The organism is Pseudomonas sp. C11 (assembly GCF_034683865.1).
Taxonomy (GTDB): domain Bacteria; phylum Pseudomonadota; class Gammaproteobacteria; order Pseudomonadales; family Pseudomonadaceae; genus Aquipseudomonas.
This window is the reverse complement of sequence record NZ_JAWIIP010000005.1, coordinates 296,220-318,292: the sequence shown is the minus strand read 5'-3', so window position 1 is coordinate 318,292 and position 22,073 is coordinate 296,220. Positions and strand designations below refer to the sequence as shown.

Genomic DNA, 22,073 nt, shown 5'->3' with positions numbered 1-22,073 from the left:
GCGTGTCAGGGGCGTTGCGGGCGTTTGGCGGGGCAATACAGCTGGCGCGTTTCCAGGGCGTAGAGGCATTCATCGACGCGTGTCAGGCGGATGGTCGCGCCCTTGTGCCGGCCATAGAGCAGGTTGAACACCAGTTCGTCGTCGGTATCGCTGCTCAGCCCGGTGACTTCGCCGTCCTCCACGCGCAGGCGGTAGTTGCCGAGAAAGCCGTACTCCACCTCGCCGGAGGTTTCCAGAATGCTGTCGCCCTGGCGGGTCATGGCATAGAAGCGTCCATCGTTGATCTGCAGGCTGTGGCTGATGTCCAGTACCTGGCCAGTGCTCAACTGCACCTGGCCATATGACTGGTAACGGCCGTCGAGCTCGGCGCTGGAGCGAAAGTTCAGCCATAGCGCCAGCGTGCTCAGCAGCAGTACCAGAACGCACAGAAACGCGCCCAGCAGCCAGCGCTGGCTCGGCTGCAGCCGTGTGCGGGGCATCATGGCAGGCACCTGCGCAGTTGCGTGTCGGCGATGTGGTGCAACTGACTTTCATGGAACATCAGCGAGCGAGCGCCGCCGCCGGGCTGCAGGCAGAGCAATTCGTAGAAACCGCCGTGCAGGCCGAGCATCAGCGTGGCCGGTTTGTCGGCCAGTACGGACAGCCGGCTGGTCAGGGCATGGGTCTGCAGGATCAGTTGCTGCAGGCGCTGTTTGTCCGGGTCGATGTAACGCATCTTCAGTTGACCCTGGGTCATCTCGCTGCTGAATACGCGTTCGGGCTGGCTGACGGCGTATAAATAGGCGAACAGGCCGATGCCCAGCAGGCTGCTCAAGGCCAGCAGAATGATCCAGGGGGCACGCTGGCGCCCATGGTGCTGCAGGAAGGGCGCATTGGGCGGCGCAGGGAGCGCCTCTGCGGGCTCCTCGGGCTCGTCGACGCTCGGCGGGCAGACCAGATAACTGGGGTTGAGCAGGTAGCCGCGGCGCGGCAGGGTCTGGATGATCTCGCGGCTTTTTTCGTCGCCGAGCACCTGGCGCAGGGTGTAGATCTGCTGGTTGAGGCTGCCCTGGCCCACGATGCGATCGGCCCAGGCGTAGCTCATCAATTCTTCGCGTGACACCACCTCACCCGGCTCTCGAAGCAGGCGTTCGAGCAGGCGGCTGCCGGAATAGCCCAGGTCGATCTTTTCCTCGATGCCGCCTTTGATCAGCGTGAGCTGGTACAGCGCCGGATAGAAGTGCGCAAGGCAGTCATTACGTCCTGTCTGGATGATCAGGCAGGCAATGGCACTTCCCGGTTCGGCTGGTAGCGTCTCGGTGCTGTTATTCATGCGTTCCTGCAGGTGAGCAGCATTTCCGTGAGGTATTTCAAGGCGACAAACGGTCGGCATTCTGGCGTCAGGATCTTGCAGTGGCAAGTCTTGTGCCATCACTGGCTTGGCTGAATGTGATCGACAGGCGTGCGGACGTTCGCATGAAAACCCCAGCTTCGTCATCGTGCATGGCAACAATGACAGTCTTGCAGGCTTGTGCGAAGAGGGGGCGCGAACGGCGCCGAAATGAAAACGCCCCGCGAGGGCGGGGCGTTCGGGGGTGGGGCGATCCTTCGCCCGCGGATGACGTGCGGATCAGCCCAGCAGGGACATGACCATGCCGGGCATCTGGCCGGCTTGCTTGAGCATGGAGATGCCGGACTGCATCAGCATGCTGTTCTTGGTCATGTTGGCGCTTTCCTTGGCGAAGTCGGCGTCCATGATGCGACCCTTGGCCATGTCGGTGTTGTCCTTCATGTTGGCCAGGTTATTGGACGTGTGGTTCAGGCGGTTGATGTTGGCACCGAAACTGGCACGCAACGCACCAATGTCGTCCAGCGCGTCGCTCAGGGTGTCGACCATCGCGTTGGCGTTGGTGTTGAGCGCAGTGGTCGGATCCTGGGTGGTGGCCAGTTCGGTACCCGGGGTGCCGGCGGTGGTGTAAGTGTCGGAAATGGCGGCCAGGGAGGTGCCCAGTGCGGTCAGCTTGCCGCTGACGTCCAGGGCTAGAGTTTCGGCCGAGCTGGAACCGATCTGGAAGTTCATCGCAGCGGACAGCTTGCCGCCGGCACCCGTCACGGTGGTGCCGTCGCTGAACAGGTTCTCGCCAGCGTACTTGGTGTTCTTGACGATGTTGGCCATTTCCTTGCCGAGTTCGTCGTACTCGTTCTGCAGGGCGATCAGGTCGGCGCCGCTGTTGGTGGCGTTGGAGGCCTGAGTGGCCAGATCCTTCATGCGCTGGACGATGTCGGTCATCTCGCTGAAGGCGCCTTCGGCGGTCTGCAGCAGGGAGATGGCATCGCCGGTGTTGCGCATGGCCACGTCCATGCCGCGCGATTGAGCGTTGAGGCGGGTGGCGATCTGCAGGCCGGCGGCGTCGTCGGCGGCGCTGTTGATGCGCAGGCCGGTGCCCAGGCGCTGCTGGTTGGTGCCCAGGGCGTTGTTGGTCTTGCCCAGGTTGGTCTGGGTGACGAGCGAGGAGTAGTTGGTATGAATCGAGAGAGCCATGATCGTAATCCTTCGTGCGTGAACGCCTGGAAGCGGTGCTGTAGGAACAGGGCGACCGTCTTCGCGAATGCCTTAAGGGCGTTGGCGTTCAATCGTGAAATGGGAGTGGCGCAGTCCCTTGCGCCGTCGCGGCCTGGGATCAGCCCAGCAGGGACATGACCATGCCGGGCATCTGGCCGGCTTGTTTGAGCATGGAGATACCGGACTGCATCAGCATGCTGTTCTTGGTCATGTTGGCGCTTTCCTTGGCGAAGTCGGCGTCCACGATGCGACCCTTGGCCATGTCGGTGTTGTCCTTCATGTTGGCCAGGTTGTTGGAGGTGTGGTTCAGGCGGTTGATGTTGGCACCGAAACTGGCACGCATCGCACCGACATCATCCAGCGCGCCTTCCAGTGCGGTCATGGCCGCGCCGGCGTTGGCAGCCGTATCGAGGGTCAGGGCGGCCACGTCGGTATTGAGTGTGGTGTCCAGTGTGCCCAGATCGGTGCTGACGTCGAAGCTCAGGGTTTCTGCCGAGCTGGAACCGATCTGAAAGCTGACCGCAGCGGCGAGCTTGCCGGTGAACAGCGCTTCGCCCGCGTACTTGGTGTTGTTGAAGATATTGGTGATTTCTTTGGCCAGCTCGTCGAACTCGGACTGCAGGGAGGTGCGGTCGTCGGCGGAGTTGGTGTCGTTCGCTGCCTGGGTTGCCAGATCCTTCATGCGCTGCAGGATATCGGTGGTTTCGTTGAACGCACCTTCGGCGGTCTGCAGCAGGGAGATGGCATCGCCGGTGTTGCGCATGGCCACGTCCATGCCGCGCGACTGGGCGTTGAGGCGGGTGGCGATCTGCAGGCCGGCGGCGTCGTCGGCGGCGCTGTTGATGCGCATGCCGGTGCCCAGGCGCTGCTGGTTGGTGCCCAGGGCGTTGTTGGTCTTGCCCAGGTTGGTCTGGGTGACGAGCGAGGAGTAGTTGGTATGAATCGAGAGAGCCATGATCGTAATCCTTCGTGCGTGAACGCCTGGAAGCGGTGCTGTAGGAACAGGACGACCGTCTTCGCGAGATTCTTAAGGGGCGTTCAATCGTGCAATGGGAGGGGCGCAGTTTCCTGCGCCGGCTAAGCGCGTGATCAGCCCAGCAGGGACATGACCATGCCCGGCATCTGGCCGGCTTGCTTGAGCATGGAGATGCCGGACTGCATCAGCATGCTGTTCTTGGTCATGTTGGCGCTTTCCTTGGCGAAGTCGGCGTCCATGATGCGACCCTTGGCCATGTCGGTGTTGTCCTTCATGTTCGCCAGGTTGTTGGACGTGTGGTTCAGGCGGTTGATGTTGGCGCCAAGCTGCGAACGCAGGGTGCCCACGGCGTCCAGAGCGGTTTCCAGCTCGTCCATGGCGCCACCAGCGTCGGCGGCGGTGGCCAGGGTCTCGGCCTTGATGGTGGTGATCGCGCCGGTGACGGCGGTGAGGTTGGCGGTGGCGTTGAACGTCAGGGTTTCAGCGCTGCTGGAACCGATCTGGAAGGTCATCGCTGCGGTCAGCTTGCCACCGGCCGCGAACAGGGCTTCGCCAGCGTACTTGGTGTTGCTGATGATGTTGGTCAGCTCGTTGCCCAGTTCGTCGTACTCGGACTTCAGCGAGGTACGGTCGTCGGCGGAGTTGGTGTCGTTCGCTGCTTGAGTGGCCAGATCCTTCATGCGCTGCATGATGTCGGTCATCTCGCTGAAGGCGCCTTCTGCGGTTTGCAGCAGGGAGATGGAGTCACCGGTGTTGCGCATGGCTACGTCCATGCCGCGCGATTGAGCGTTGAGGCGGGTAGCGATCTGCAGGCCGGCAGCATCGTCGGCGGCGCTGTTGATGCGCAGGCCGGTGCCCAGGCGCTGCTGGTTGGTGCCCAGCGAGTTGTTGGTTTTACCCAGGTTGGTCTGGGTGACGAGCGAGGAGTAGTTGGTATGAATCGACAAGGCCATGATCGTAATCCTTCGTGCGATGAGCGCGGAATGAAGCTGGCTGTGATTGCCTGCTGAAGGTGAAGGGCGACCGACCTTTGGCGTGGATTAAATGGCGTTGTCGATTTTCTGAGCGTGATACGTCCATTGGCGAGGGGCGGCTGGCGGAGCCGATACCCGCGCAGCACAAATGAAAACGGCGACCCGAAGGTCGCCGTTTTCATTTGGCCAAGGCCGAATCAGCCGATTTCGATCATCTCGAAATCCATCTTGCCGACGCCGCAGTCGGGGCACAGCCAGTCTTCCGGCACGTCTTCCCAGCGGGTGCCGGGAGCGATGCCGTCATCCGGCCAGCCCTGGCTCTCGTCGTAAATCAGTCCACAGACCACGCATTGCCACTTCTTCATATCGACCTCGGGTGAATCTCACGGTGTCGGCACGCTACCGCAATTGCTCGAAGGCGCCAAGCTGGCGGAAGGCAATCGCCGCCCGCCAGTGGCCAACCAAAGTCGGGTTGGCCTTATCGGGCGCTCAGAAGCGGGTCACCGATGCCCATGACATACATGCTGAACAGGGCGATGCCGCCGGCCATGGCCAGGTAGTACAGCGTCGGCAGGATGGTCTTGCGCAGGGTGATGCCCTCGCGCCCGAGCAGGCCGACGGTGGCCGAGGCCGCCACCACGTTGTGGATGGCGATCATGTTGCCCGCCGCCGCGCCAACCGACTGCGCGGCCACCATCATCGCCCCGGAAACCCCCAGCAGTTCGGCAGCGTTGAACTGGAACTGCGACAGCATCAGGTTGGACACGGTGTTGGAGCCGGCGATAAAGGCGCCCAGGGCGCCCACTGCCGGGGCGAAGAACGGATAGATGGCGCCGACGCTGTCGGCCACCAGTTGCGCCATGGCCACCGGCATCGAGGCCAGGTCACTGCCGTTGACCCCCGAGTTGATCAGGATGCGCACCATGGGAATGGTGAAGATCAGCACGAAGCCGGCACCGAGCAGGGTCTTGCTCGACTCGCCCACTGCCGCCTTGAGTTCGGAAAAGCGCATGCGGTGCAGGAAGAAGGTCACCAGCACCACCATGCACAGGATGCCCCCCGGCAGGTACAACGGCTCGATGGTGCCGGACACGCCGGTTTCACCAAGGATGTCCTTCCAGCCAAAGGTAAAGCTCATCAGTGCCGCTTTCACTTCGGGGAAGGTACGCGAGATCACCAGGAACACCGCCAGTAGCAGGTACGGCGCCCAGGCCATGGGCACCGAGATCGGCGCCTTGCCCGCCACCTCGTCCAGCTTCATCTCGATCTTGCCCATCCACTCCGCAGGCCAGTCCTTGGCCTCGGCGAAGTCCCAGGTGTCCTTCGGCAGCAGGAAGCCGGCCTTGGCGGCCGGTACCACGATGGCCAGACCGACCAGGGCGCCGATCATCGAGGGGAACTCCGGGCCGAGGAACACGCCGGCGGCCATGTACGGCAGGGAGAAGGCGAAGGCGGTGAAGATGGCGAACGGCGCAATGGCCAGGCCCTCCTTCCAGCTCTGATTCTTGCCGAAGAAGCGCGTCATGATCATCACCATGATCAGCGGCATCAGCAGGCCGATCAGGCCGTGGGTAATGGCCACGCGCGAGTAGATCAGGTGGAAGAAGGTTTCCCAGGTACTGCTGTTGGCCACCAGTTGCTCGGTCAGGCCGGTCTTGTCCAGGCCGGCGCCGACGCCCACCAGAATCGGCGTGCCCACCGCACCGAACGACACCGGCGTGGATTGCACCATCATCCCCAGTACCACCGCAGCCAGGGCCGGGAAGCCCAGGGCCACCAGCAGCGGTGCAGCCACTGCAGCCGGGGTACCGAAGCCGGATGCGCCCTCGATGAAGCAACCGAACAACCAGGCGACGATCAGCGCCTGCACGCGGCGATCCGGACTGATATTGGAGAAGCCCCGGCGAATCGCGGCGATGCCGCCGGAGTGCTTGAGGGTGTTCAGCAGCAGGATCGCGCCGAAGATGATCCACAGGATCGCGGCGGTGAGTATCAGCCCCTGCAGGCTGGAGGCGATGACCCGGTTGAGGGACATGTCCCAGGCCAGCAGGCCGATCAGGGCGGTGAGGACGAACACCAGCGGCATCGCGTACTTGGCCGGCCAGCGAAAGCCGATCAGCAGTACACCCGCCAGTACCAGTGGCACGAAGGCCAGGATGGACAGCAGCGTTTGACTCATGGGTTGGTTCCTTCTTTTTCTTGTGAACCACAGTTTTCCGGGGACACCCGGCGCCACGCATCTGGAAGGGCCGGGCGCTACGGCGCCGACCTTTCCGTGAGCCGCGACGGCAGCCGCCGCGCTCATGCTCGAAAGCCCCGACGACCAGAAACCGTCAGGGCTTGTTGCTGCTCCGTGAGGGCGTCAAGAGCCATCCACGGTCGTGAACTCACTTGTGTAGGAGCCCCGCCCCGGGGCGAAGCTTTTCTCCAGCTTCGCGGCGAGGCGCCGCTCCTACGGGTACGGTGCGATGCTCAAACCTCCTCTTTGAAACGCAAACGCCAGGCATGCAGCAGCGGCTCGGTGTAGCCAGACGGCTGCTCGCGGCCCTTGAACACCAGATCACTGGCGGCGCGGAAGGCGTGGGATTGCTCGAAGTTCGGCGCCATCGGCCGGTAGGCCGGATCGCCGGCGTTCTGCCCGTCGACCACCTGCGCCATGCGCTGCAGCGTCTCGCGTACCTGGGCCTCGCTGACCACGCCGTGGTGCAGCCAGTTGGCGATGTGCTGGGCAGAGATGCGCAGGGTGGCGCGGTCTTCCATCAGGCCGACGTTGTGGATATCCGGCACCTTGGAGCAGCCAACGCCCTGCTCGACCCAGCGCACCACGTAACCGAGGATGCCCTGGCAGTTGTTGTCCAGCTCCTGCTGGATATCGCTGGCGCTCCACGGCCGCTCGGCGCTGACCGGCACGCTGAGCAGGTCATTCAGCAGGCTGTCGCGTTGGCTGGCCAGGTCGATCAGTTCCAGTTCGGTCTGCACCGCCTGCACGTCGATCTTGTGGTAGTGCAGTGCGTGCAGCACTGCGGCGGTCGGCGATGGCACCCAGGCGGTGTTGGCGCCGGCTTTCGGGTGGCCGATCTTTTGTTCGAGCATGGCCGCCATCAGATCCGGCATGGCCCACATGCCCTTGCCGATCTGCGCCTTGCCACGCAGGCCGCAGGCCAGGCCGACCAGCACGTTGTTGCGCTCGTAGGCCTGAATCCAGGCGCTGGATTTCATGTCGCCCTTGCGCAGCATCGCGCCGGCTTCCATGGCGGTGTGCATCTCGTCGCCGGTGCGGTCGAGGAAACCGGTGTTGATGAAGGCCACGCGTGCGCTGGCCGCCTCGATGCAGGCCTTGAGGTTGACGCTGGTGCGCCGCTCCTCATCCATGATGCCCATTTTCAGGGTGTTGGCCGGCATGCCCAGCAGCTGTTCGACGCGACCGAACAGCTCGTTGGCGAAGGCCACTTCGAACGGCCCGTGCATCTTCGGTTTGACGATATAGACGCTGCCGGTACGCGAGTTGCCGCGACGCTTGAGGTCATGCAGGGCGATCAGGCTGGTCACCACCGCATCGAGGATGCCCTCGGGAATCTCATGACCTTCGCCGTCGAGAATCGCCGGGTTGCTCATCAGGTGGCCGACGTTACGCACGAACAGCAGAGAACGACCGTGCAGGGTCAGCTCGTTGCCATCGGCGGCGGTGTAGATGCGATCCGGGTTGAGGCGGCGGGTGATGCGTTTGCCGCCCTTGTCCAGTTCCTCGGCCAGGTCGCCTTTCATCAGGCCCAGCCAGTTGCGGTAGACCACCACCTTGTCGGCGGCGTCGACGGCAGCCACGGAGTCCTCGCAGTCCATGATGGTCGACAGCGCCGCTTCCATCAGCACGTCCTTCACCCCGGCGGCGTCGGTGCGGCCGATGGGGCTACCCGCGTCGATCTGGATCTCGAAGTGCAGGCCGTTGTTCTTCAGCAGCACGGCGCTCGGCGTGGCAGCCTCGCCCTGGAAACCGACGAATTTCTCCGGCTGCGCCAGGGAGGTCTGTACGCCGCTGCTCAGGGTCACCTGCAACTGGCCGGCGACCACGACATAGGCGCTGGCGTCGGCGTGCGAGCCCTTGGCCAGCGGCGCCGCCTGGTCGAGGAAGGCGCGAGCGAAGGCGATCACCTTGGCGCCGCGTACTTCGTTGTAGCCGGGGCCCTTGCTGGCGCCACCCTCTTCGCTGATGGCGTCGGTGCCGTACAGAGCGTCGTACAGCGAGCCCCAGCGGGCGTTGGCGGCGTTGAGCGCGTAACGTGCATTCATTACTGGCACCACCAACTGCGGGCCGGCCTGGGTGGCGATCTCGCTGTCGACGTTGGCAGTGGTGGCCTTGACCTTGTCCGGCTGCGGCAGCAAATAGCCGATGGAGCCGAGGAAGGTGCGGTAAGCGTTCATGTCGCGGATCGGCCCGGGGTTGGCGCGGTGCCAGCTATCCAGCTCCGTCTGCAGACGATCACGCTCGGCCAGCAGGGCGCGGTTGCGTGGCGCCAGGTCGTGCACCAGCGCGTCGAAGCCGCTCCAGAAGGCATTGGCCTCGATACCGCTGCCGGGCAGCACTTCGCTTTCGATGAATTGCTTGAGCTCGGCGGCTACCTGCAGGCGCTGACATTGCACGCGTTCGGTCATGTTGCTGTTCTCCTGTCTAATCGCTTGCTAGAGGGGCCAGTCGTTGTCTGTTGGAACCCTCTTCCGTCACTTCGTGACACCTTCTCCCAGAGGGAGAAGGTCATCAGTTGGCGGCTACGCCGCATGTTTAAAGGGCCGCAATCCCTGCCTTGGCCACCTGCGCATCCTGTTCGGCCTTGACCCCGGATACACCGACGGCGCCGATCACCTGACCGTCTACCAGCACCGGTACGCCGCCCTCCAGCGAGGTGATCAGTGGCGCACTGACGAAGGCGGTGCGACCGCCATTGACCATGTCCTCGTAACCCTTGGTTTCACGGCGGCCGATGGCGGCGCTGCGCGCTTTCTCGGTGGCGATATAGGCGCCGACCGGCGCGCAGCCGTCGAGGCGCTCCAGGGCCAGCGGATGACCGCCATCGTCGACCACGGCGATGGCCACGGCCCAGCCCTGTTGCTGCGCTTCGCTGCGAGCGGCCTGGAGGATCTGGCTGACTTCGGTCTGGCTGAGAACGGCTTTGCTGTGCATGGCATACCTCGTGTTCTGGGTTTCGTAGCCCGGATGCAATCCGGGATTTGCGTCATGGGTTTTCCCGGATTTCATCCGGGCTACCGGGAAATCACCGTGGGAGCGGCTTCAGCCGCGATAAAAGCTCGCCGCTAAAGCGCCTCCCACAGGCGGGCTCATCGCTGCGGTACATCTGTAGCTGTAGGGTGGATGTCGCTTTTTACATCCACCGCTTTGGTGGATCGATGAAGCGTGATCCACCCTACGGTTAGCGTTCGATGGTCAGCCCATCGCCTCCTCGACGATCTCGATCCAGTGCCGCACCGGCGTACGCCCGGCGCCGTCCAGATGGGTCTGGCAGCCGATATTGGCGGTGACGATGGCGTCCGGTTTGCCGCTTTCCAGTGCGTTCAACTTGTTGTCGCGCAGTTGCCGCGACAGCTCCGGCTGAGTCAGCGAATAGGTGCCGGCCGAGCCGCAGCACAGGTGGCCGTCCGGCACGGTGGTGAGGCCGAAGCCGAGGCGTGTGAGCACGCCTTCCACCGCGCCGCCAAGCTTCTGCGCATGCTGCAAGGTGCAGGGGCAATGGAAGGCCAGGCGCTGCTCGGCACGTACCTGCAACTGTTCCAGCGCCTCGCCTTGCAGCACTTCGACCAGATCCTTGGCCAGGGCGCTGACCCGCGCCGCCTTGCTCGCATAAGCCGGGTCGTTGGCGAGCAGGTGGCCGTAATCCTTGACGAAGGCGCCGCAGCCGCTGGCGGTCTGCACGATGGCTTCGGTGCCGGCTTCGATGGCCGGCCACCAGGCGTCGATGTTCTGCCGCGCGCGCTGCAACCCTGCTTCTTGAGCGTTGAGGTGGTAGTCGACGGCGCCGCAGCAGCCGGCTTCGCGGATCGGCGTGACGCTGATGCCCAGGCGATCCAGCACGCGCGCGGTGGCGGCATTGGTGTTGGGCGACAGCCCCGGCTGCACGCAGCCTTCGAGCATCAACACGCGGCGCGTGTGCTGCTGCGTCGGGCGTGGCTTGGCCGGGCGAATCTCGCGTGGCAGCTTGGCCTTGAGCGTGGCCGGTAGCAGCGGGCGCAGAGCCAGGCCGGTCTGGGTCAGCGCCTTGAACAGCGCCGGGCGCGGCACCACAGCGCGCAGGCCCTGGCGCAACAGGCGTTCGTTCAGTGGTCGCGCTACCTGGCTTTCGGCGACCTCGCGGCCTATATCCAGCAGGTTGTGGTACTGCACGCCGGACGGGCAGGTGGTCTCGCAGTTGCGGCAGGTCAGGCAGCGATCCAGGTGCTCCTGGGTCTTGGCCGTCACCTCGCTGCCTTCGAGCATCTGCTTGATCAGGTAGATGCGCCCGCGCGGGCCGTCCAGCTCGTCGCCGAGCAGTTGGTAGGTCGGGCAGGTGGCATTGCAGAAACCGCAGTGCACGCAGGAGCGCAGGATGCGTTCGGCTTCCTCGGCGCGCGGCAGGCGCTTGGCCTGTTCACTCAAATTGGTCTGCACGTCTTATACCTCGGCGTACATGCGGCCAGGGTTGAAGATGCCCTGGGGATCGAGCTGGTTCTTCAACTGGCGCTGGTAGCGCAGCAGCGGTGCCGCCAGCGGCTGGAAGGGATTGGCCTGGCCGGCGGTGAAGCAGGTGGCGTGGCCGCCGAGCTTGGCCGTCACACGCTGGATCAGCTCGCCGTCGGCGTCCGTTTTCAGCCAGCGCTGTGCGCCGCCCCAGTCGATCAGTTGGCGACCGGGCAGGTCGAGCAGGCCACTGTTGGCCGGCAGCGACAGGCGCCAAAGCGTGCCGCTGGCGCTGAAGAATGGCAGGCGCTGTTCGCGCAGCGCCTGCCAATAGGCGTTGTCGATCTCCTCGCCACCCAGGCGCTGGCGCGCGGCCAGAACCGAGCCTTCGCCACCTTCCAGGCGCAGATGCAGCGCCGCACCGTCATGGCTGGCGGCGCTGATCGGCAGCGGCTGCTGGCCCCATTCGGCGAGCTTGTTCAGCGCATGCAGGGCGTCCACCTCCAGGCGCAGGCTGAGCACCTGGCGCGGCTTAGGCAGCACCTTGAGCGACACCTCGGTGAGCAGGCCAAGGCAACCGAAGCTGCCGGCCATCAGGCGTGACAGGTCGTAGCCGGCGACGTTTTTCATCACCTCGCCGCCGAAGCGCAGCAGCTTGCCCTGGCCAGTGATGACACGAGTCCCCAGAACGTGATCGCGCACTGAGCCGGCCCAGGGCCGACGCGGGCCGGACAGCCCGGCTGCGACCATACCGCCGAGGGTGGCGCCATCGCCCAGATGTGGCGGTTCGCACGGCAACATCTGGTTGTTCGCCTCCAGCGCGGCCTCGATCTCGACCAGCGGCGTGCCGGCGCGGGCGCTGAGCACCAGTTCGGTGGGGTCATAGCTGACGATGCCGCGATGTTGGCGGGTATCGAGCACCTCGCCGCTGGTGGCGCGGCCCAGATGGGCCTTGCTGCCGCTGCCCTGGATGCGCAACGGAGTGGCGCTGTTGAGCGCGTGGTTGACCTGTTCCAGCAGCGCGGCGCTGGCGTCGAAATCATGCGACATCAGAAACGCTCCAGTTCCGGGAAGGGCAGTTGGCCGTGGTGCACATGCATGGCGCCGAACTCGGCGCAGCGGTGCAGGGTGGGAATGTTCTTGCCCGGATTGAGCAGGCCGCTGGGGTCGAACGCCGCCTTCACCGCATGGAACAGGGTGATCTCGTCGCTGTTGAACTGCGCGCACATCTGGTTGATCTTCTCGCGGCCCACGCCGTGCTCGCCGGTGATGCTGCCGCCGACCTTGACGCAGAGTTCGAGGATCTTGCCGCCGATGGCCTCGGCGCGCTCCAGTTCGCCGGGCACGTTGGCATCGAAGAGGATCAGCGGGTGCATGTTGCCGTCGCCGGCATGGAACACATTGGCCACGCGCAGGCCGTATTCGGCGGACAGCTCGGCGATGCCACGCAACACGCCGGGTAGCTCGCGACGCGGGATGGTGCCGTCCATGCAGTAGTAGTCCGGCGAGATGCGCCCGACCGCCGGGAAGGCGTTCTTGCGCCCGGCCCAGAATTTCACCCGCTCGGCCTCGTCGCGGGCCAGGCGCACTTCGGTGGCACCGGCTTTCTCCAGCACGTCACGGACGCGCTCGCAGTCGTCGGCGACGTCAGCCTCCACGCCGTCCAGCTCGCAGAGCAGAATGGCTTCGGCCTCCACCGGGTAGCCAGCGTGGATGAAATCTTCGGCGGCGCGAATGGCGAGGTTATCCATCATCTCCAGGCCGCCGGGGATGATGCCGGCGGCGATGATGTCACCGACCGCGCGGCCGGCCTTTTCCACCGAGTCGAAGGCGGCCAGCAGCACCTTGGCCACCTGCGGCTTGGGCAGCAGCTTGACCGTCACTTCGGTGACGATGCCGAGCATGCCCTCGGAGCCGGTGAACAGCGCCAGCAGGTCGAAACCCGGCGCGTCCAGGGCGTCGCTGCCGAGGGTCATGAACTCGCCTTCGACGGTGAGAATGTCGACCTTGAGCAGGTTGTGCACGGTCAGGCCGTACTTCAGGCAATGCACGCCGCCGGCGTTCTCGGCGACGTTGCCGCCAATGGAGCAGGCGATCTGCGAAGACGGATCAGGGGCGTAATACAGGTCGAACGGCGCAGCGGCCTGAGAAATCGCCAGGTTGCGTACGCCAGGCTGGACGCGGGCGAAGCGACCTTCGCGGTTGATCTCGAGAATCTGGTTGAAGCGCGCCATCACCAGCAGGATGCCCTGCTCCAGCGGCAGTGCGCCGCCGGACAGGCCGGTACCGGCGCCGCGCGCCACCACCGGCACGCCACGGGCGTGGCAGAGCTTGAGCAACTGCTGCACCTGCTCGATGCGTTCGGGCAGCACCACCAGCATCGGAGCGGTGCGATAGGCGGACAGGCCATCGCACTCGTAAGGCTTGAGGTCTTCCTGGGTGTGCAGGATGTCGAGATCGGGCAGGCGCTGGCGCAGCTCGGCCAGCAGGGCGGCCTTGTCGACCTCGGGTAGCGCGCCGTCGACGCGCTCGTCGTACAGAATGCTCATGGCAGGCTCAATCGTGAACGTTGTTGTTATTGGCGGTCATGCCGCGACCTTGGCCTGCATGTTTAGGCGGCTCGACGGGCTGCGTCCATCGCGATACATGCTGGTATGACCAGTTTCTTTCGCCTGCCTTTCAACAAGTTCGTGCGCAGGGGCTTATGATTCTTGGGGCTTCGCGTATTGCTCGAAGCATTCCCGCACAATCTTCTGCACTGGTACGACCAGTTTTGGTGAGGTGAAAATGGACACCGAACAGGGCACGACGAGGCGCCAGGTGAGTGATGTGGTGGCCGAGCGCATCGAGCGGCTGATCGTCGATGGCGTGCTCAAGGTGGGCCAGCCGCTGCCGTCGGAGCGACGCCTGTGCGAGAAGCTGGGCATCTCTCGCTCGGCGCTGCGTGAAGGGCTCAAGGTGCTGCGTGGGCGCGGCATCATCGAGACGGCGCAGGGACGTGATTCGCGGGTGGCCAAGCTCAGCGGCGAGCGCGATGCCAGCCCGCTGATGCACCTGTTCGGCTCGCAGCCGCGCACCCTCTATGACCTGCTGGAAGTGCGCGGCCTGCTCGAAGGCGAATCAGCGCGCCTGGCGGCGCTGCGTGGCACCCAGGCAGACTTCGTCATCCTGACCCGGCGCTACGAGGAGATGCTCGCCGCCCATGCCCAGGAGCAGCCGGTCGATCCACGCGAGCATGCGCGCCTCGACCACGCCTTCCACCTGGCGATCTGCGAGGCCTCGCACAACCCGGTGCTGGTGCACACCTTGCAGTCGCTGACCGATCTGATGCTCAGCACCGTATTCGCCTCGGTGAACAACCTCTATCACCGCCCGGCGCAGAAACGCCAGATCGACCGCCAGCATTCACGGCTGTACCACGCGGTGATCGAGCGCCTGCCGGAGCAGGCCCAGCGCGCGGCGCGCGACCATATCAACAGCATTCGCGACAACCTGCAGGAGATCGAGCAGGAAGAGCAGCGCCTGGTGCGCGCCACCATGCGCCTGGAAGGTTGGACGTAGGGCGGTTGCAACCCGCCATAAGGGCTACCCGTGGATGAGTGGCGTTGGTGTCTCCGACACGGATAAAGGGTGTGCGCCGCGTAACACACCAGGCAATGGTGAGGTGTCACGCCGATGCTTCGGGCGTAGGGCGGGTGCAACCCGCCATAAGGCGCCGGCGGGTTTCACCCGCCCTACGGGCTACCCGTGGATGAGCGGCGTAGGTGTCTCCGACACGGATAAAGGCTGTGCGCCGCGTAACCCACCAGGCAATGGTGAGGTGTCACGCCGATGATTCGGGCGTAGGGCGGGTGCAACCCGCCACCAGTGCCCGGCGGTACCGCTTAGCGAAAGGTGCTGGTCACCACCCCTTCTTCCACCACCTGCGCCTCGATCACCTTCTGGCTACCGAGGTTGCGCACGCGGATCACCTCGCCGGCGCGGCCGTGGGCCAGTGCTTCTCCTTTGACCGAGGCGGAAATGCCGTCCTGGCTGGCGACGATAGTCACCTGCTGGCCACGCCGCACCAGCAGCGGCTCGCTGAGCAGGTTGGGGGCGATCAGTTGGCCGTTGCGGATGCGCCGTTTGGCGCCCTGGCCGATCACGTCCTGCGGGTCGTTATAGAAGCCGCGCACGTTGCGCGCGATGTTGACGTTCTGCAGTTGCAGTTGTTCGGCGCTGATGGTTTGGCCGCGCTCGATCACCGTCGCGGCGTGTACCACGGGCAGCTGTACGTTTGCCTGCACCAGGGCCACGACCTGCCAGCCGGCCTGATCGGCACACTTCACTTCCAGGCGTTGGCGCTCCAGTGGCGAGGGATCGTCGCTGCGGCGTTCGACCTGTAGGGGCTGGCTGCAGGGCGCAAGCTGTTCGGCGTTGTTCAGCAGCGTGGTGCTGAGGCTATGGCGCATGCCTTTCCAGGCCTCGCGCCTGGCCTGCGCGTCCAGTTCCTGCTGCATGTGGCTGGCGATGGCCTGGTCGATCTGCTCAGCGGCCGTAGGCGCTGCCTGGGCGTTCGTGATGGCCAGCAGGAGTAGGAAGACGCAGGCGGAAAAAGCGCTTCCGCATTTCCCCGGCAACGCGCGTCGATGCGGAAACCGGGCGACGCCGCGAGACCCTGGAGAATCGGTGAAGCCTTTGTAAATCAAGAACATATACAAGCCTTTGGGGTTGGGCACGCTTTGTGCTGAAGGCCCTGCATGCAAAACCTTGGTAAGGGTGTCGGCCGATGAGTATACGGATTGATGATGTGGTGGGCCTGCATTCGCGCGCACTCGAACTGCGCATGCAGCGCAGCGAGATTCTCGCCGCGAACCTGGCGAACGAAGACACCCCTGGCTTTCAGGCGCGGGACATCGACTTCGCCGGCGAGATGCAGCGGCTCGATCCGCAGCAGCCGTTCACTGCCAGCACGGCGGATCTCAAGTACCGCGTGCCGACCCAGCCATCGCAGGACGGCAATACCGTCGAGCTGAGCGTCGAACAGACCGAGTTCTCCAAGAACTCCATGGATTTCCAGACCAGCCTGACCTTCATCAGCATGAAGCTGCGCGGTCTCAAACAAGCCATCGAGGGGCGTTGAGCATGGCGTTCGATTCCATCTACCGCATCGCCGGCTCGGCCATGAACGCGCAGACCGTGCGCCTCAATACCGTGGCCAGCAACCTGGCCAATGCCGACTCGGCTGCTAGCAGCGCCGAGGACGTATACCAGGCGCGCCGCCCGGTGTTCGCTGCCGTCTACAACAACGACCAACTGACCCGCAGCGCCGGCATGGGCGGCGCCCATGTGCAGGTGCTCGACGTGGTCAGCGAGACCCGCGAGCCGGTACGCCGCTACGAGCCGGACAACCCGCTGGCGGACGACCGCGGCTACGTGTTCTACGCCCCCGTCGACCAGATCGAGGAGATGACCGACATGATGTCGGCCACCCGCAGCTTCGAGACCAACGTCGAAGTGCTCAACCGCCTGAAGAGCATGCAGCAGGGCCTGCTCAAACTCGGAGAATCCTGATGGCCACCGTCAGCAACGATACGCAGCAAAGCGCCGTCTACGGTATCGACGAAGCGGTGAAGCAGTCGGTCAACGTCAGTGACGCGACCCAGTTGGAAAACAACTTCCTCACCTTGATGGTTGCGCAGATCCAGAACCAGGATCCGACCAAACCGGTGGACAGCACCGAGTTCCTCAACCAGTTCGCCGCCATGAGCCAGGTCAAGAGCCTGGAAAACATGGCGTCAATGAGCAAGAGCAACCTGGTGTTGCTGGACAACCTGCAGACCCTCACCGCTGCCGGCCTGGTCGGCCAGGAAGTGAAGGTGGCGGCCGAGCAGTTGGAGCTGGGCAAAGACAAGGTCAATGGCGAGATCAACCTGGAGCACGCGGCCGGCAAGCTGAGCCTGGTGCTCACCGACAGCAACGGTGTGAAGAAGGAGATCAGCCTCGGCAGCCAGGAACCGGGACGCGTGCCCTTCGCGGTGGATCCTGTCGCCCTGGGCCTGGCGCCGGGTAGCTACAAGGTCGAGGTCAAAAGCGATAGCGGCGAATACCCCAAGGTCGAGGTGGCCGGCCGCGTCAACCAGGTACGCGTCAGCGCCGAAGGCCCCGTGCTGGACGTTGCCGGCGTCGGTTCCGTGCCCTTCTACACCATCACCGAATTTGGCCAGACGCAGACCGCCGGTCTGCTCTGAACCGTTTTTCCAGCTTCTGCAAAGGTCTAGTCGCCATGAGTTTCAATATCGCCATGACCGGCCTCAGTGCCGTCAACGAACAGCTCAACACCATCAGCCACAACATCGCCAACGCCGGCACCACCGGCTTCAAGTCCTCGCGCACCGAGTTCGGCAGCATCTACGCCGATAGCCAGGCGATGGGCGTGGAAGTTCTGGGCACCACCCAGAGCATCAGCCAGGGCGGTTCCCTGGTGACCACCGGGCGCAGTCTGGATCTGGCCATCTCCGGCGGTGGCTTCTTCGTCACTCAGGGCAGCAATGGGGACATCAGCTACACCCGTGCCGGGGTGTTCGGCGCTGACAAGGACAACTTCATCGTGAATGCCGCCGGGCAGAAGCTGCAGGGCTACGCGGTAGACGCCGCCGGCAACCTGCAGGTCGGCGCCATGGGTAACCTGCAGCTGCAGAATGCCAACCTGCCGGCCAAGGCCACCGACACCCTCCAGTTCTCCATGAACCTGGACGCCAACGAGGATGTACCGACGGTCACGCCGTTCGACCCGGCCAACGTCAACAGCTACAACTCCACCTACACCACCAAGGTGTTCGACTCGCAGGGCAAGGAACACACCCTGACCCAGTACTTCGTGAAGACCGCGGACAACAACTGGGACGCTCATTACTACGCTGACGGCGCCTCCGTAGCCGGTCCGCAGGCCATGACCTTCGGCACCAACGGCGCGCTGGCCACCCCGGCGGCTCCGGTTACTGTCGCGTTCCCTCTGCCGGGCGTCGATGCGATGAGCATCGCCATCGACTACAGCACCTCCAGCCAGTACGGCTCCGATTTCGTCGTCACCACCAACCGCGCCAGCGGCTATGCGGCAGGCGAGCAGACCGGCCTGTCGGTGGAGAAGGACGGCATGGTCTATGCCAACTACAGTAACGGCCAGCGCATGCTGCAGGGCCAGGTTGCCCTGGCCAACTTCACCAATGCCGGCGGGCTGAAGAACGTCAGCGGCACCGCCTGGGTGGAAACCGCCGATTCCGGTGCGGCGCTGATCGGCGTGCCGGGTGTCGGCCCGTTCGGCGAGCTGGTGGCCGGGTCGCTGGAGAACTCCAACGTCGACCTGACCCAGCAACTGGTCGGCCTGATGGAAGGCCAGCGCAACTACCAGGCCAATACCAAGGTGCTGACCACCAATAAAGAACTCACCCAAGTGCTGTTCAGCGCGATCTGAGGCTGACCCATGGACCGTCTTGGTTACACCGCGATGACCGCCGCCAGCCGCACCATGAGCTCGCTCACGGTACGCGCCAACAACCTGGCCAACGTCAACACCCCCGGCTTCCGTGCCGATCTGGAGCAGGCCCAGGCCGTTGCCGTCGAGGGCTACGGCTACGACAGCCGGCACCTGGCGCAGGTCAAGAACAACGGCGTGAGCCTCGCCCCCGGTGCCCTGATGGCCACCGGTCGCGACCTCGACGTGGCGCTCCAGGGCCCCGGCCTGTTCGTCGTCGAAGGTGACGACGGCACCGAGCGCTACACCCGCAACGGCGCCCTGCAGGTCGACGCCGAGCTGCGTCTGACCCTGAACGGTCGTCCGGTAATGGGCGAGGGTGGCCCCATCGTGCTGCCCGAGTACGACAGCCTGAGCGTCGGCCGTGATGGCACTGTATCGATTATCCCGCGTGGCGACTTCGTCACCGCCGAGGTCGATCGCATTCGCGTGGTCGACATCGAGGCCGGCGCCCTGAGCAAGGACGCCAGTGGCCTGCTGTCGCGTACCGACGGCCAGCCCGCCGAGGATCTGGAGACGCCGCTGGTGGTGTCCGGTTACCTGGAGTCCAGCAACGTCGGCGCCATCGACCAACTGGTGGCGACCATGAGCCTGAACCGCCTGTTCGAGACCCAGGTGAAGATGATGAAAGCGGCCGAGGATCTCTCCGATGCTGGCAACCGCATGATTCGCGGCGGTTGATGGGAACGGCAGTAGGGTGGGCTTCAGCCCACCATTGCCGAATGAACCAGGTGGGCTAAAGCCCACCCTACGGGTGACCGAACACGACGAGTAGCCCGGATGCAATCCGGGAACGATTTCCCCGGATTGCATCCGGGCTACAGACAGACGAGGTAACGCACATGAGTTCCGCACTGTGGGTCAGCAAGACCGGCCTGGCCGCCCAGGACAAGGCGATGACCGCCGTGGCCAACAACCTGGCCAACGTCAACACCACCGGCTTCAAGAGCGACCGCGTGGTGTTCGAGGATCTGTTCTACGCCATCGAGAAGCAGCCCGGCGCTCAGGCTGACCAGGTCAACACCGTACCGTCGGGCATCCAGCTCGGCAGCGGCGTGCGCGTCGCCGGTACGCAGAAGGTGTTCACCGAGGGCAGCATCCAGACCACCGGCCAGCCGATGGATCTGGCCATCATCGGCAGCGGCTTCTTCCAGGTGGAAGCGCCCAACGGCGACATCTACTACACCGAGAGCGGTCAGTTCCAGCTCAACGCCGAAGGCATGATCGTCAACGCCCAGGGCCTGCCGCTGACGCCGAACATCGAAGTGCCGGCTGGCAGCAGCCGTTTCACCGTGGGCAGCGATGGCACCGTGACCGCCGTGCTGGCCGGTGACACCCAGCCCAGCGAGCTGGGCCAGATCACCCTGGTTAACTTCCCCAATCCGGGTGGCCTGGAAGCGCTGGGCGGCAACCTCTATCGCGAAACCGTGGCCAGCGGCGAGCCGGCCGAAGGTGCGCCAGGCGAGGAGGGCCTCGGCAACCTCAAGCAGGGTGTACTGGAAGGCTCCAACGTGCAGGTGGTCGAGGCCATGGTCAACATGATCTCCATCCAACGCGCCTACGAGGCCAACGCCAAGGTGCTCGACGCCGCGTCGGGCATGCAGCAGTTCCTCAACCAGACCGTGTGATTGCCATGATGCGCCTGCTCCCGTTCGTCCTGCTGTCGTTACTCGGCGGTTGTGCCAGCTTCAACGAAATGCTGCCCGACGAGGACTCCAGCCAGTACCAGCCACTGGAGTTGGACTACAGCGTGCCGCCGACCTCGCGCGGTGGCCTGTTCCGCAGCGGCTACAGCGGCTCGCTGATCGGCGACAAGCGCGCGGTACGGGTCGGCGACATCCTCACCGTGGTGCTCGACGAGTCGACCCAGTCGAGCAAGAGCGCCGGCACCAGCTTCGGCAAGAACGCCAGTGCCGCCATCGGTATTCCCACGGTATTGGGCAAAACCTACGACCGCCTGGAAAGCTCCGCCGAGGCCGAGCGTGATTTCGACGGTTCGGCCAAGAGCTCGCAGCAGAACACCCTGCGTGGCTCCATCGCCGTGACCGTGCACCAGGTGCTGCCCAACGGCACCCTGCTGATCAAGGGCGAGAAGGCTCTGCGCCTGAACCAGGGCGACGAATACATCCGCCTGGTCGGCCTGGTACGGGTCGACGACATTGACCGCAGCAACCAGATTTCCTCGCAGAACGTGGCCAACGCGCGCATTTCCTACTCCGGGCGCGGCGTGCTCAACGACAGCAACTCGGCAGGTTGGCTGACGCGCTTCTTCACCAGCCCGCTGTTTCCTCTCTAAAGGCGCTCCAGCATGCTCAAACGTCTTCTCGTGGCCTGCATCCTGATCTGGCCCGTATCCTCCAGGGCCGTACCGCTGATGGATCTGGTAGACATCGAAGGCATCCGTGGCAACCAGTTGATCGGCTACGGCCTGGTGGTGGGCCTCGATGGCACTGGCGACAAGAACCAGGTGCGTTTCACCAGCCAGTCGGTGGCCAACATGATCAAGCAGTTCGGCGTCAACCTGCCGCCGAACGTCGACCCCAAGCTGAAGAACGTCGCCGCGGTCACCGTCACTGCCGAGATTCCGCCGTCCTACAGCCCTGGGCAGAGCGTGGACGTCATCGTGTCCTCGCTGGGCGATGCCAAGAGCCTGCGCGGTGGCCAGTTGCTGATGACGCCGATGCAGGGCGTCGATGGCGAGACCTATGCGCTGGCCCAGGGTGCCGTGGTCGTCGGCGGCCTGAATGCCACTGGCCAGAGCGGCTCCAGCGTGGCGATCAACTCCGCCAACAGCGGCCGCATTCCCAACGGCGCCACGGTCGAACGCATGATCCCCAGCGACTTCGCCACCCGCGACGAGGTCATGCTCAACCTGCGCCAGCCCAGCTTCCAGACTGCCGCCAAGGTGATCGAGGCGGTCAACGGGCGTTTCGGCAGCGGCACCGCCACGGCGCTGGACTCGACCAAGATTGCCATTCGCGCGCCGCTCACCAGCACCCAGCGCATTGGCTTCATGGCCATGCTCGAAGGCCTGGATGTCGAGGAAGGTCGTGAGCGGCCGAAAGTGGTGTTCAACAGCCGCACCGGCACAGTGGTGGTCGGCCAGGGCGTACGGGTGAAAGCCGCTGCCGTGGCCCACGGCACGCTGACCGTGACCATCAGCGAGAACCCCCAGGTCAGCCAGCCCAACGCCTTCTCCGGCGGTCAGACCGCCGTCACGCCGAGTTCCGATGTGGCCGTCAGTCAGGACAAGAACGCCATGTTCAAGTGGCCCGATGGCGCCAGCCTCGACAGCATCATCAATACCGTCAACAGCCTGGGCGCCACCCCGGATGATGTCATGAGCATCCTCCAGGCGCTGGAGCGCGCCGGTGCCCTCAACGCCGAACTGATCGTGATCTGAG

Annotated in this window: 22 protein-coding genes; 9 read left to right on the top strand and 13 right to left on the bottom strand. The window is 64.5% G+C overall.

All coding sequences use genetic code 11. The features are described from left to right. Nucleotides 1-5 precede the first annotated feature (5 nt). The 12 genes from VC352_RS11010 to glcD all read right to left on the bottom strand — a co-directional run bounded on the left by VC352_RS11010 (nucleotide 6) and on the right by glcD (nucleotide 13,705). Complete coding sequence (locus tag VC352_RS11010) at nucleotides 6-479, bottom strand: hypothetical protein (protein ID WP_416340145.1); 474 nt, start codon at nucleotides 477-479, stop codon at nucleotides 6-8. After that, on the bottom strand, nucleotides 479-1,312 hold the full coding sequence (locus tag VC352_RS11005) for a winged helix-turn-helix domain-containing protein (protein ID WP_322979596.1): 834 nt from the start codon (nucleotides 1,310-1,312) through the stop codon (nucleotides 479-481). Before VC352_RS11005 ends, VC352_RS11010 begins: the two co-directional genes overlap by 1 nt. 297 nt (nucleotides 1,313-1,609) lie before the next feature. Next, nucleotides 1,610-2,521, bottom strand: a complete 912-nt coding sequence (lafA, locus tag VC352_RS11000; protein ID WP_322979595.1) for a lateral flagellin LafA — start codon at nucleotides 2,519-2,521, stop codon at nucleotides 1,610-1,612. A 139-nt stretch (nucleotides 2,522-2,660) separates the two neighbouring features. Then, complete coding sequence (lafA, locus tag VC352_RS10995) at nucleotides 2,661-3,497, bottom strand: lateral flagellin LafA (protein WP_322979594.1); 837 nt, start codon at nucleotides 3,495-3,497, stop codon at nucleotides 2,661-2,663. Nucleotides 3,498-3,631: 134 nt separating this feature from the next. Beyond that, nucleotides 3,632-4,471: a lateral flagellin LafA gene (lafA, locus tag VC352_RS10990; RefSeq protein WP_322979593.1), complete on the bottom strand. Its 840-nt coding sequence runs from the start codon at nucleotides 4,469-4,471 to the stop codon at nucleotides 3,632-3,634. A 218-nt stretch (nucleotides 4,472-4,689) separates the two neighbouring features. After that, the gene (locus VC352_RS10985; RefSeq protein ID WP_003242223.1) at nucleotides 4,690-4,857 is read right to left on the bottom strand and encodes a rubredoxin; all 168 of its coding nucleotides are present in this window, start codon (nucleotides 4,855-4,857) and stop codon (nucleotides 4,690-4,692) included. A gap of 113 nt (nucleotides 4,858-4,970) precedes the next feature. After that, nucleotides 4,971-6,671 carry an L-lactate permease gene (locus VC352_RS10980; RefSeq protein ID WP_322979592.1) on the bottom strand — a complete coding sequence of 567 codons (1,701 nt, stop codon included), beginning with the start codon at nucleotides 6,669-6,671 and terminating at the stop codon, nucleotides 4,971-4,973. 293 nt (nucleotides 6,672-6,964) lie between these two features. After that, on the bottom strand, nucleotides 6,965-9,142 hold the full coding sequence (locus VC352_RS10975; protein WP_322979591.1) for a malate synthase G: 2,178 nt from the start codon (nucleotides 9,140-9,142) through the stop codon (nucleotides 6,965-6,967). A 127-nt stretch (nucleotides 9,143-9,269) separates the two neighbouring features. After that, on the bottom strand, nucleotides 9,270-9,668 hold the full coding sequence (locus tag VC352_RS10970) for a heme-binding protein (protein WP_322979590.1): 399 nt from the start codon (nucleotides 9,666-9,668) through the stop codon (nucleotides 9,270-9,272). A 261-nt stretch (nucleotides 9,669-9,929) separates the two neighbouring features. Next, nucleotides 9,930-11,147, bottom strand: coding sequence for a glycolate oxidase subunit GlcF (gene glcF, locus VC352_RS10965; RefSeq protein ID WP_322979589.1), 1,218 nt, complete (start codon nucleotides 11,145-11,147; stop codon nucleotides 9,930-9,932). A gap of 3 nt (nucleotides 11,148-11,150) precedes the next feature. Next, nucleotides 11,151-12,206 carry a glycolate oxidase subunit GlcE gene (gene glcE / locus VC352_RS10960; protein WP_322979588.1) on the bottom strand — a complete coding sequence of 352 codons (1,056 nt, stop codon included), beginning with the start codon at nucleotides 12,204-12,206 and terminating at the stop codon, nucleotides 11,151-11,153. Beyond that, nucleotides 12,206-13,705, bottom strand: coding sequence for a glycolate oxidase subunit GlcD (glcD, locus tag VC352_RS10955; protein ID WP_322979587.1), 1,500 nt, complete (start codon nucleotides 13,703-13,705; stop codon nucleotides 12,206-12,208). The genes glcE and glcD overlap by 1 nt, the downstream gene beginning before the upstream one ends. 238 nt (nucleotides 13,706-13,943) lie before the next feature. Between glcD and glcC the strand changes: the two genes are divergently transcribed. Beyond that, entirely contained in the window at nucleotides 13,944-14,717 is a 774-nt protein-coding gene (glcC, locus tag VC352_RS10950) for a transcriptional regulator GlcC (protein WP_322979586.1), read from the top strand. A gap of 323 nt (nucleotides 14,718-15,040) precedes the next feature. On the opposite strand, the gene flgA is transcribed toward glcC, so the two are convergent. After that, nucleotides 15,041-15,850, bottom strand: a complete 810-nt coding sequence (gene flgA, locus VC352_RS10945) for a flagellar basal body P-ring formation chaperone FlgA (protein WP_322979585.1) — start codon at nucleotides 15,848-15,850, stop codon at nucleotides 15,041-15,043. 74 nt (nucleotides 15,851-15,924) lie between these two features. Here flgA and VC352_RS10940 point away from each other — a divergent pair, with 74 nt between their 5' ends. The 8 genes from VC352_RS10940 to VC352_RS10905 all read left to right on the top strand — a co-directional run bounded on the left by VC352_RS10940 (nucleotide 15,925) and on the right by VC352_RS10905 (nucleotide 22,072). After that, nucleotides 15,925-16,278: a flagellar basal body protein gene (locus VC352_RS10940; protein WP_322979584.1), complete on the top strand. Its 354-nt coding sequence runs from the start codon at nucleotides 15,925-15,927 to the stop codon at nucleotides 16,276-16,278. Between the two features lie 2 nt (nucleotides 16,279-16,280). After that, nucleotides 16,281-16,709 (top strand): flagellar basal body rod protein FlgC, encoded by a 429-nt coding sequence (gene flgC, locus VC352_RS10935; protein ID WP_322979583.1) that lies wholly within the window; start codon nucleotides 16,281-16,283, stop codon nucleotides 16,707-16,709. Then, nucleotides 16,709-17,386 carry a flagellar hook assembly protein FlgD gene (flgD, locus tag VC352_RS10930; protein WP_322979582.1) on the top strand — a complete coding sequence of 226 codons (678 nt, stop codon included), beginning with the start codon at nucleotides 16,709-16,711 and terminating at the stop codon, nucleotides 17,384-17,386. The genes flgC and flgD overlap by 1 nt, the downstream gene beginning before the upstream one ends. 35 nt (nucleotides 17,387-17,421) lie before the next feature. Further along, nucleotides 17,422-18,609, top strand: coding sequence for a flagellar hook protein FlgE (gene flgE / locus VC352_RS10925; protein ID WP_322979581.1), 1,188 nt, complete (start codon nucleotides 17,422-17,424; stop codon nucleotides 18,607-18,609). A 9-nt stretch (nucleotides 18,610-18,618) separates the two neighbouring features. Further along, a complete protein-coding gene (locus tag VC352_RS10920; RefSeq protein ID WP_322979580.1) occupies nucleotides 18,619-19,350 on the top strand; it encodes a flagellar basal body rod protein FlgF in 732 nt (243 codons plus the stop codon). A gap of 161 nt (nucleotides 19,351-19,511) precedes the next feature. After that, complete coding sequence (flgG, locus tag VC352_RS10915) at nucleotides 19,512-20,297, top strand: flagellar basal-body rod protein FlgG (protein ID WP_322979579.1); 786 nt, start codon at nucleotides 19,512-19,514, stop codon at nucleotides 20,295-20,297. A 5-nt stretch (nucleotides 20,298-20,302) separates the two neighbouring features. Beyond that, nucleotides 20,303-20,965 carry a flagellar basal body L-ring protein FlgH gene (gene flgH / locus VC352_RS10910; protein ID WP_322979578.1) on the top strand — a complete coding sequence of 221 codons (663 nt, stop codon included), beginning with the start codon at nucleotides 20,303-20,305 and terminating at the stop codon, nucleotides 20,963-20,965. A gap of 12 nt (nucleotides 20,966-20,977) precedes the next feature. Beyond that, on the top strand, nucleotides 20,978-22,072 hold the full coding sequence (locus tag VC352_RS10905) for a flagellar basal body P-ring protein FlgI (protein WP_322979577.1): 1,095 nt from the start codon (nucleotides 20,978-20,980) through the stop codon (nucleotides 22,070-22,072). The last annotated feature ends 1 nt before the right edge of the window (nucleotide 22,073 follow it).

Coding starts and splice junctions, on each gene's coding strand:
- VC352_RS11010 (WP_416340145.1), bottom strand. CDS start 479: ATGCCCCGCACACGGCTGCAGCCGAGCCAGCGCTGGCTGCTGGGCGCG.
- VC352_RS11005 (WP_322979596.1), bottom strand. CDS start 1,312: ATGAATAACAGCACCGAGACGCTACCAGCCGAACCGGGAAGTGCCATT.
- lafA (WP_322979595.1), bottom strand. CDS start 2,521: ATGGCTCTCTCGATTCATACCAACTACTCCTCGCTCGTCACCCAGACC.
- lafA (WP_322979594.1), bottom strand. CDS start 3,497: ATGGCTCTCTCGATTCATACCAACTACTCCTCGCTCGTCACCCAGACC.
- lafA (WP_322979593.1), bottom strand. CDS start 4,471: ATGGCCTTGTCGATTCATACCAACTACTCCTCGCTCGTCACCCAGACC.
- VC352_RS10985 (WP_003242223.1), bottom strand. CDS start 4,857: ATGAAGAAGTGGCAATGCGTGGTCTGTGGACTGATTTACGACGAGAGC.
- VC352_RS10980 (WP_322979592.1), bottom strand. CDS start 6,671: ATGAGTCAAACGCTGCTGTCCATCCTGGCCTTCGTGCCACTGGTACTG.
- VC352_RS10975 (WP_322979591.1), bottom strand. CDS start 9,142: ATGACCGAACGCGTGCAATGTCAGCGCCTGCAGGTAGCCGCCGAGCTC.
- VC352_RS10970 (WP_322979590.1), bottom strand. CDS start 9,668: ATGCACAGCAAAGCCGTTCTCAGCCAGACCGAAGTCAGCCAGATCCTC.
- glcE (WP_322979588.1), bottom strand. CDS start 12,206: ATGTCGCATGATTTCGACGCCAGCGCCGCGCTGCTGGAACAGGTCAAC.
- glcD (WP_322979587.1), bottom strand. CDS start 13,705: ATGAGCATTCTGTACGACGAGCGCGTCGACGGCGCGCTACCCGAGGTC.
- glcC (WP_322979586.1), top strand. CDS start 13,944: ATGGACACCGAACAGGGCACGACGAGGCGCCAGGTGAGTGATGTGGTG.
- flgA (WP_322979585.1), bottom strand. CDS start 15,850: ATGTTCTTGATTTACAAAGGCTTCACCGATTCTCCAGGGTCTCGCGGC.
- VC352_RS10940 (WP_322979584.1), top strand. CDS start 15,925: ATGAGTATACGGATTGATGATGTGGTGGGCCTGCATTCGCGCGCACTC.
- flgC (WP_322979583.1), top strand. CDS start 16,281: ATGGCGTTCGATTCCATCTACCGCATCGCCGGCTCGGCCATGAACGCG.
- flgD (WP_322979582.1), top strand. CDS start 16,709: ATGGCCACCGTCAGCAACGATACGCAGCAAAGCGCCGTCTACGGTATC.
- flgE (WP_322979581.1), top strand. CDS start 17,422: ATGAGTTTCAATATCGCCATGACCGGCCTCAGTGCCGTCAACGAACAG.
- VC352_RS10920 (WP_322979580.1), top strand. CDS start 18,619: ATGGACCGTCTTGGTTACACCGCGATGACCGCCGCCAGCCGCACCATG.
- flgG (WP_322979579.1), top strand. CDS start 19,512: ATGAGTTCCGCACTGTGGGTCAGCAAGACCGGCCTGGCCGCCCAGGAC.
- flgH (WP_322979578.1), top strand. CDS start 20,303: ATGATGCGCCTGCTCCCGTTCGTCCTGCTGTCGTTACTCGGCGGTTGT.
- VC352_RS10905 (WP_322979577.1), top strand. CDS start 20,978: ATGCTCAAACGTCTTCTCGTGGCCTGCATCCTGATCTGGCCCGTATCC.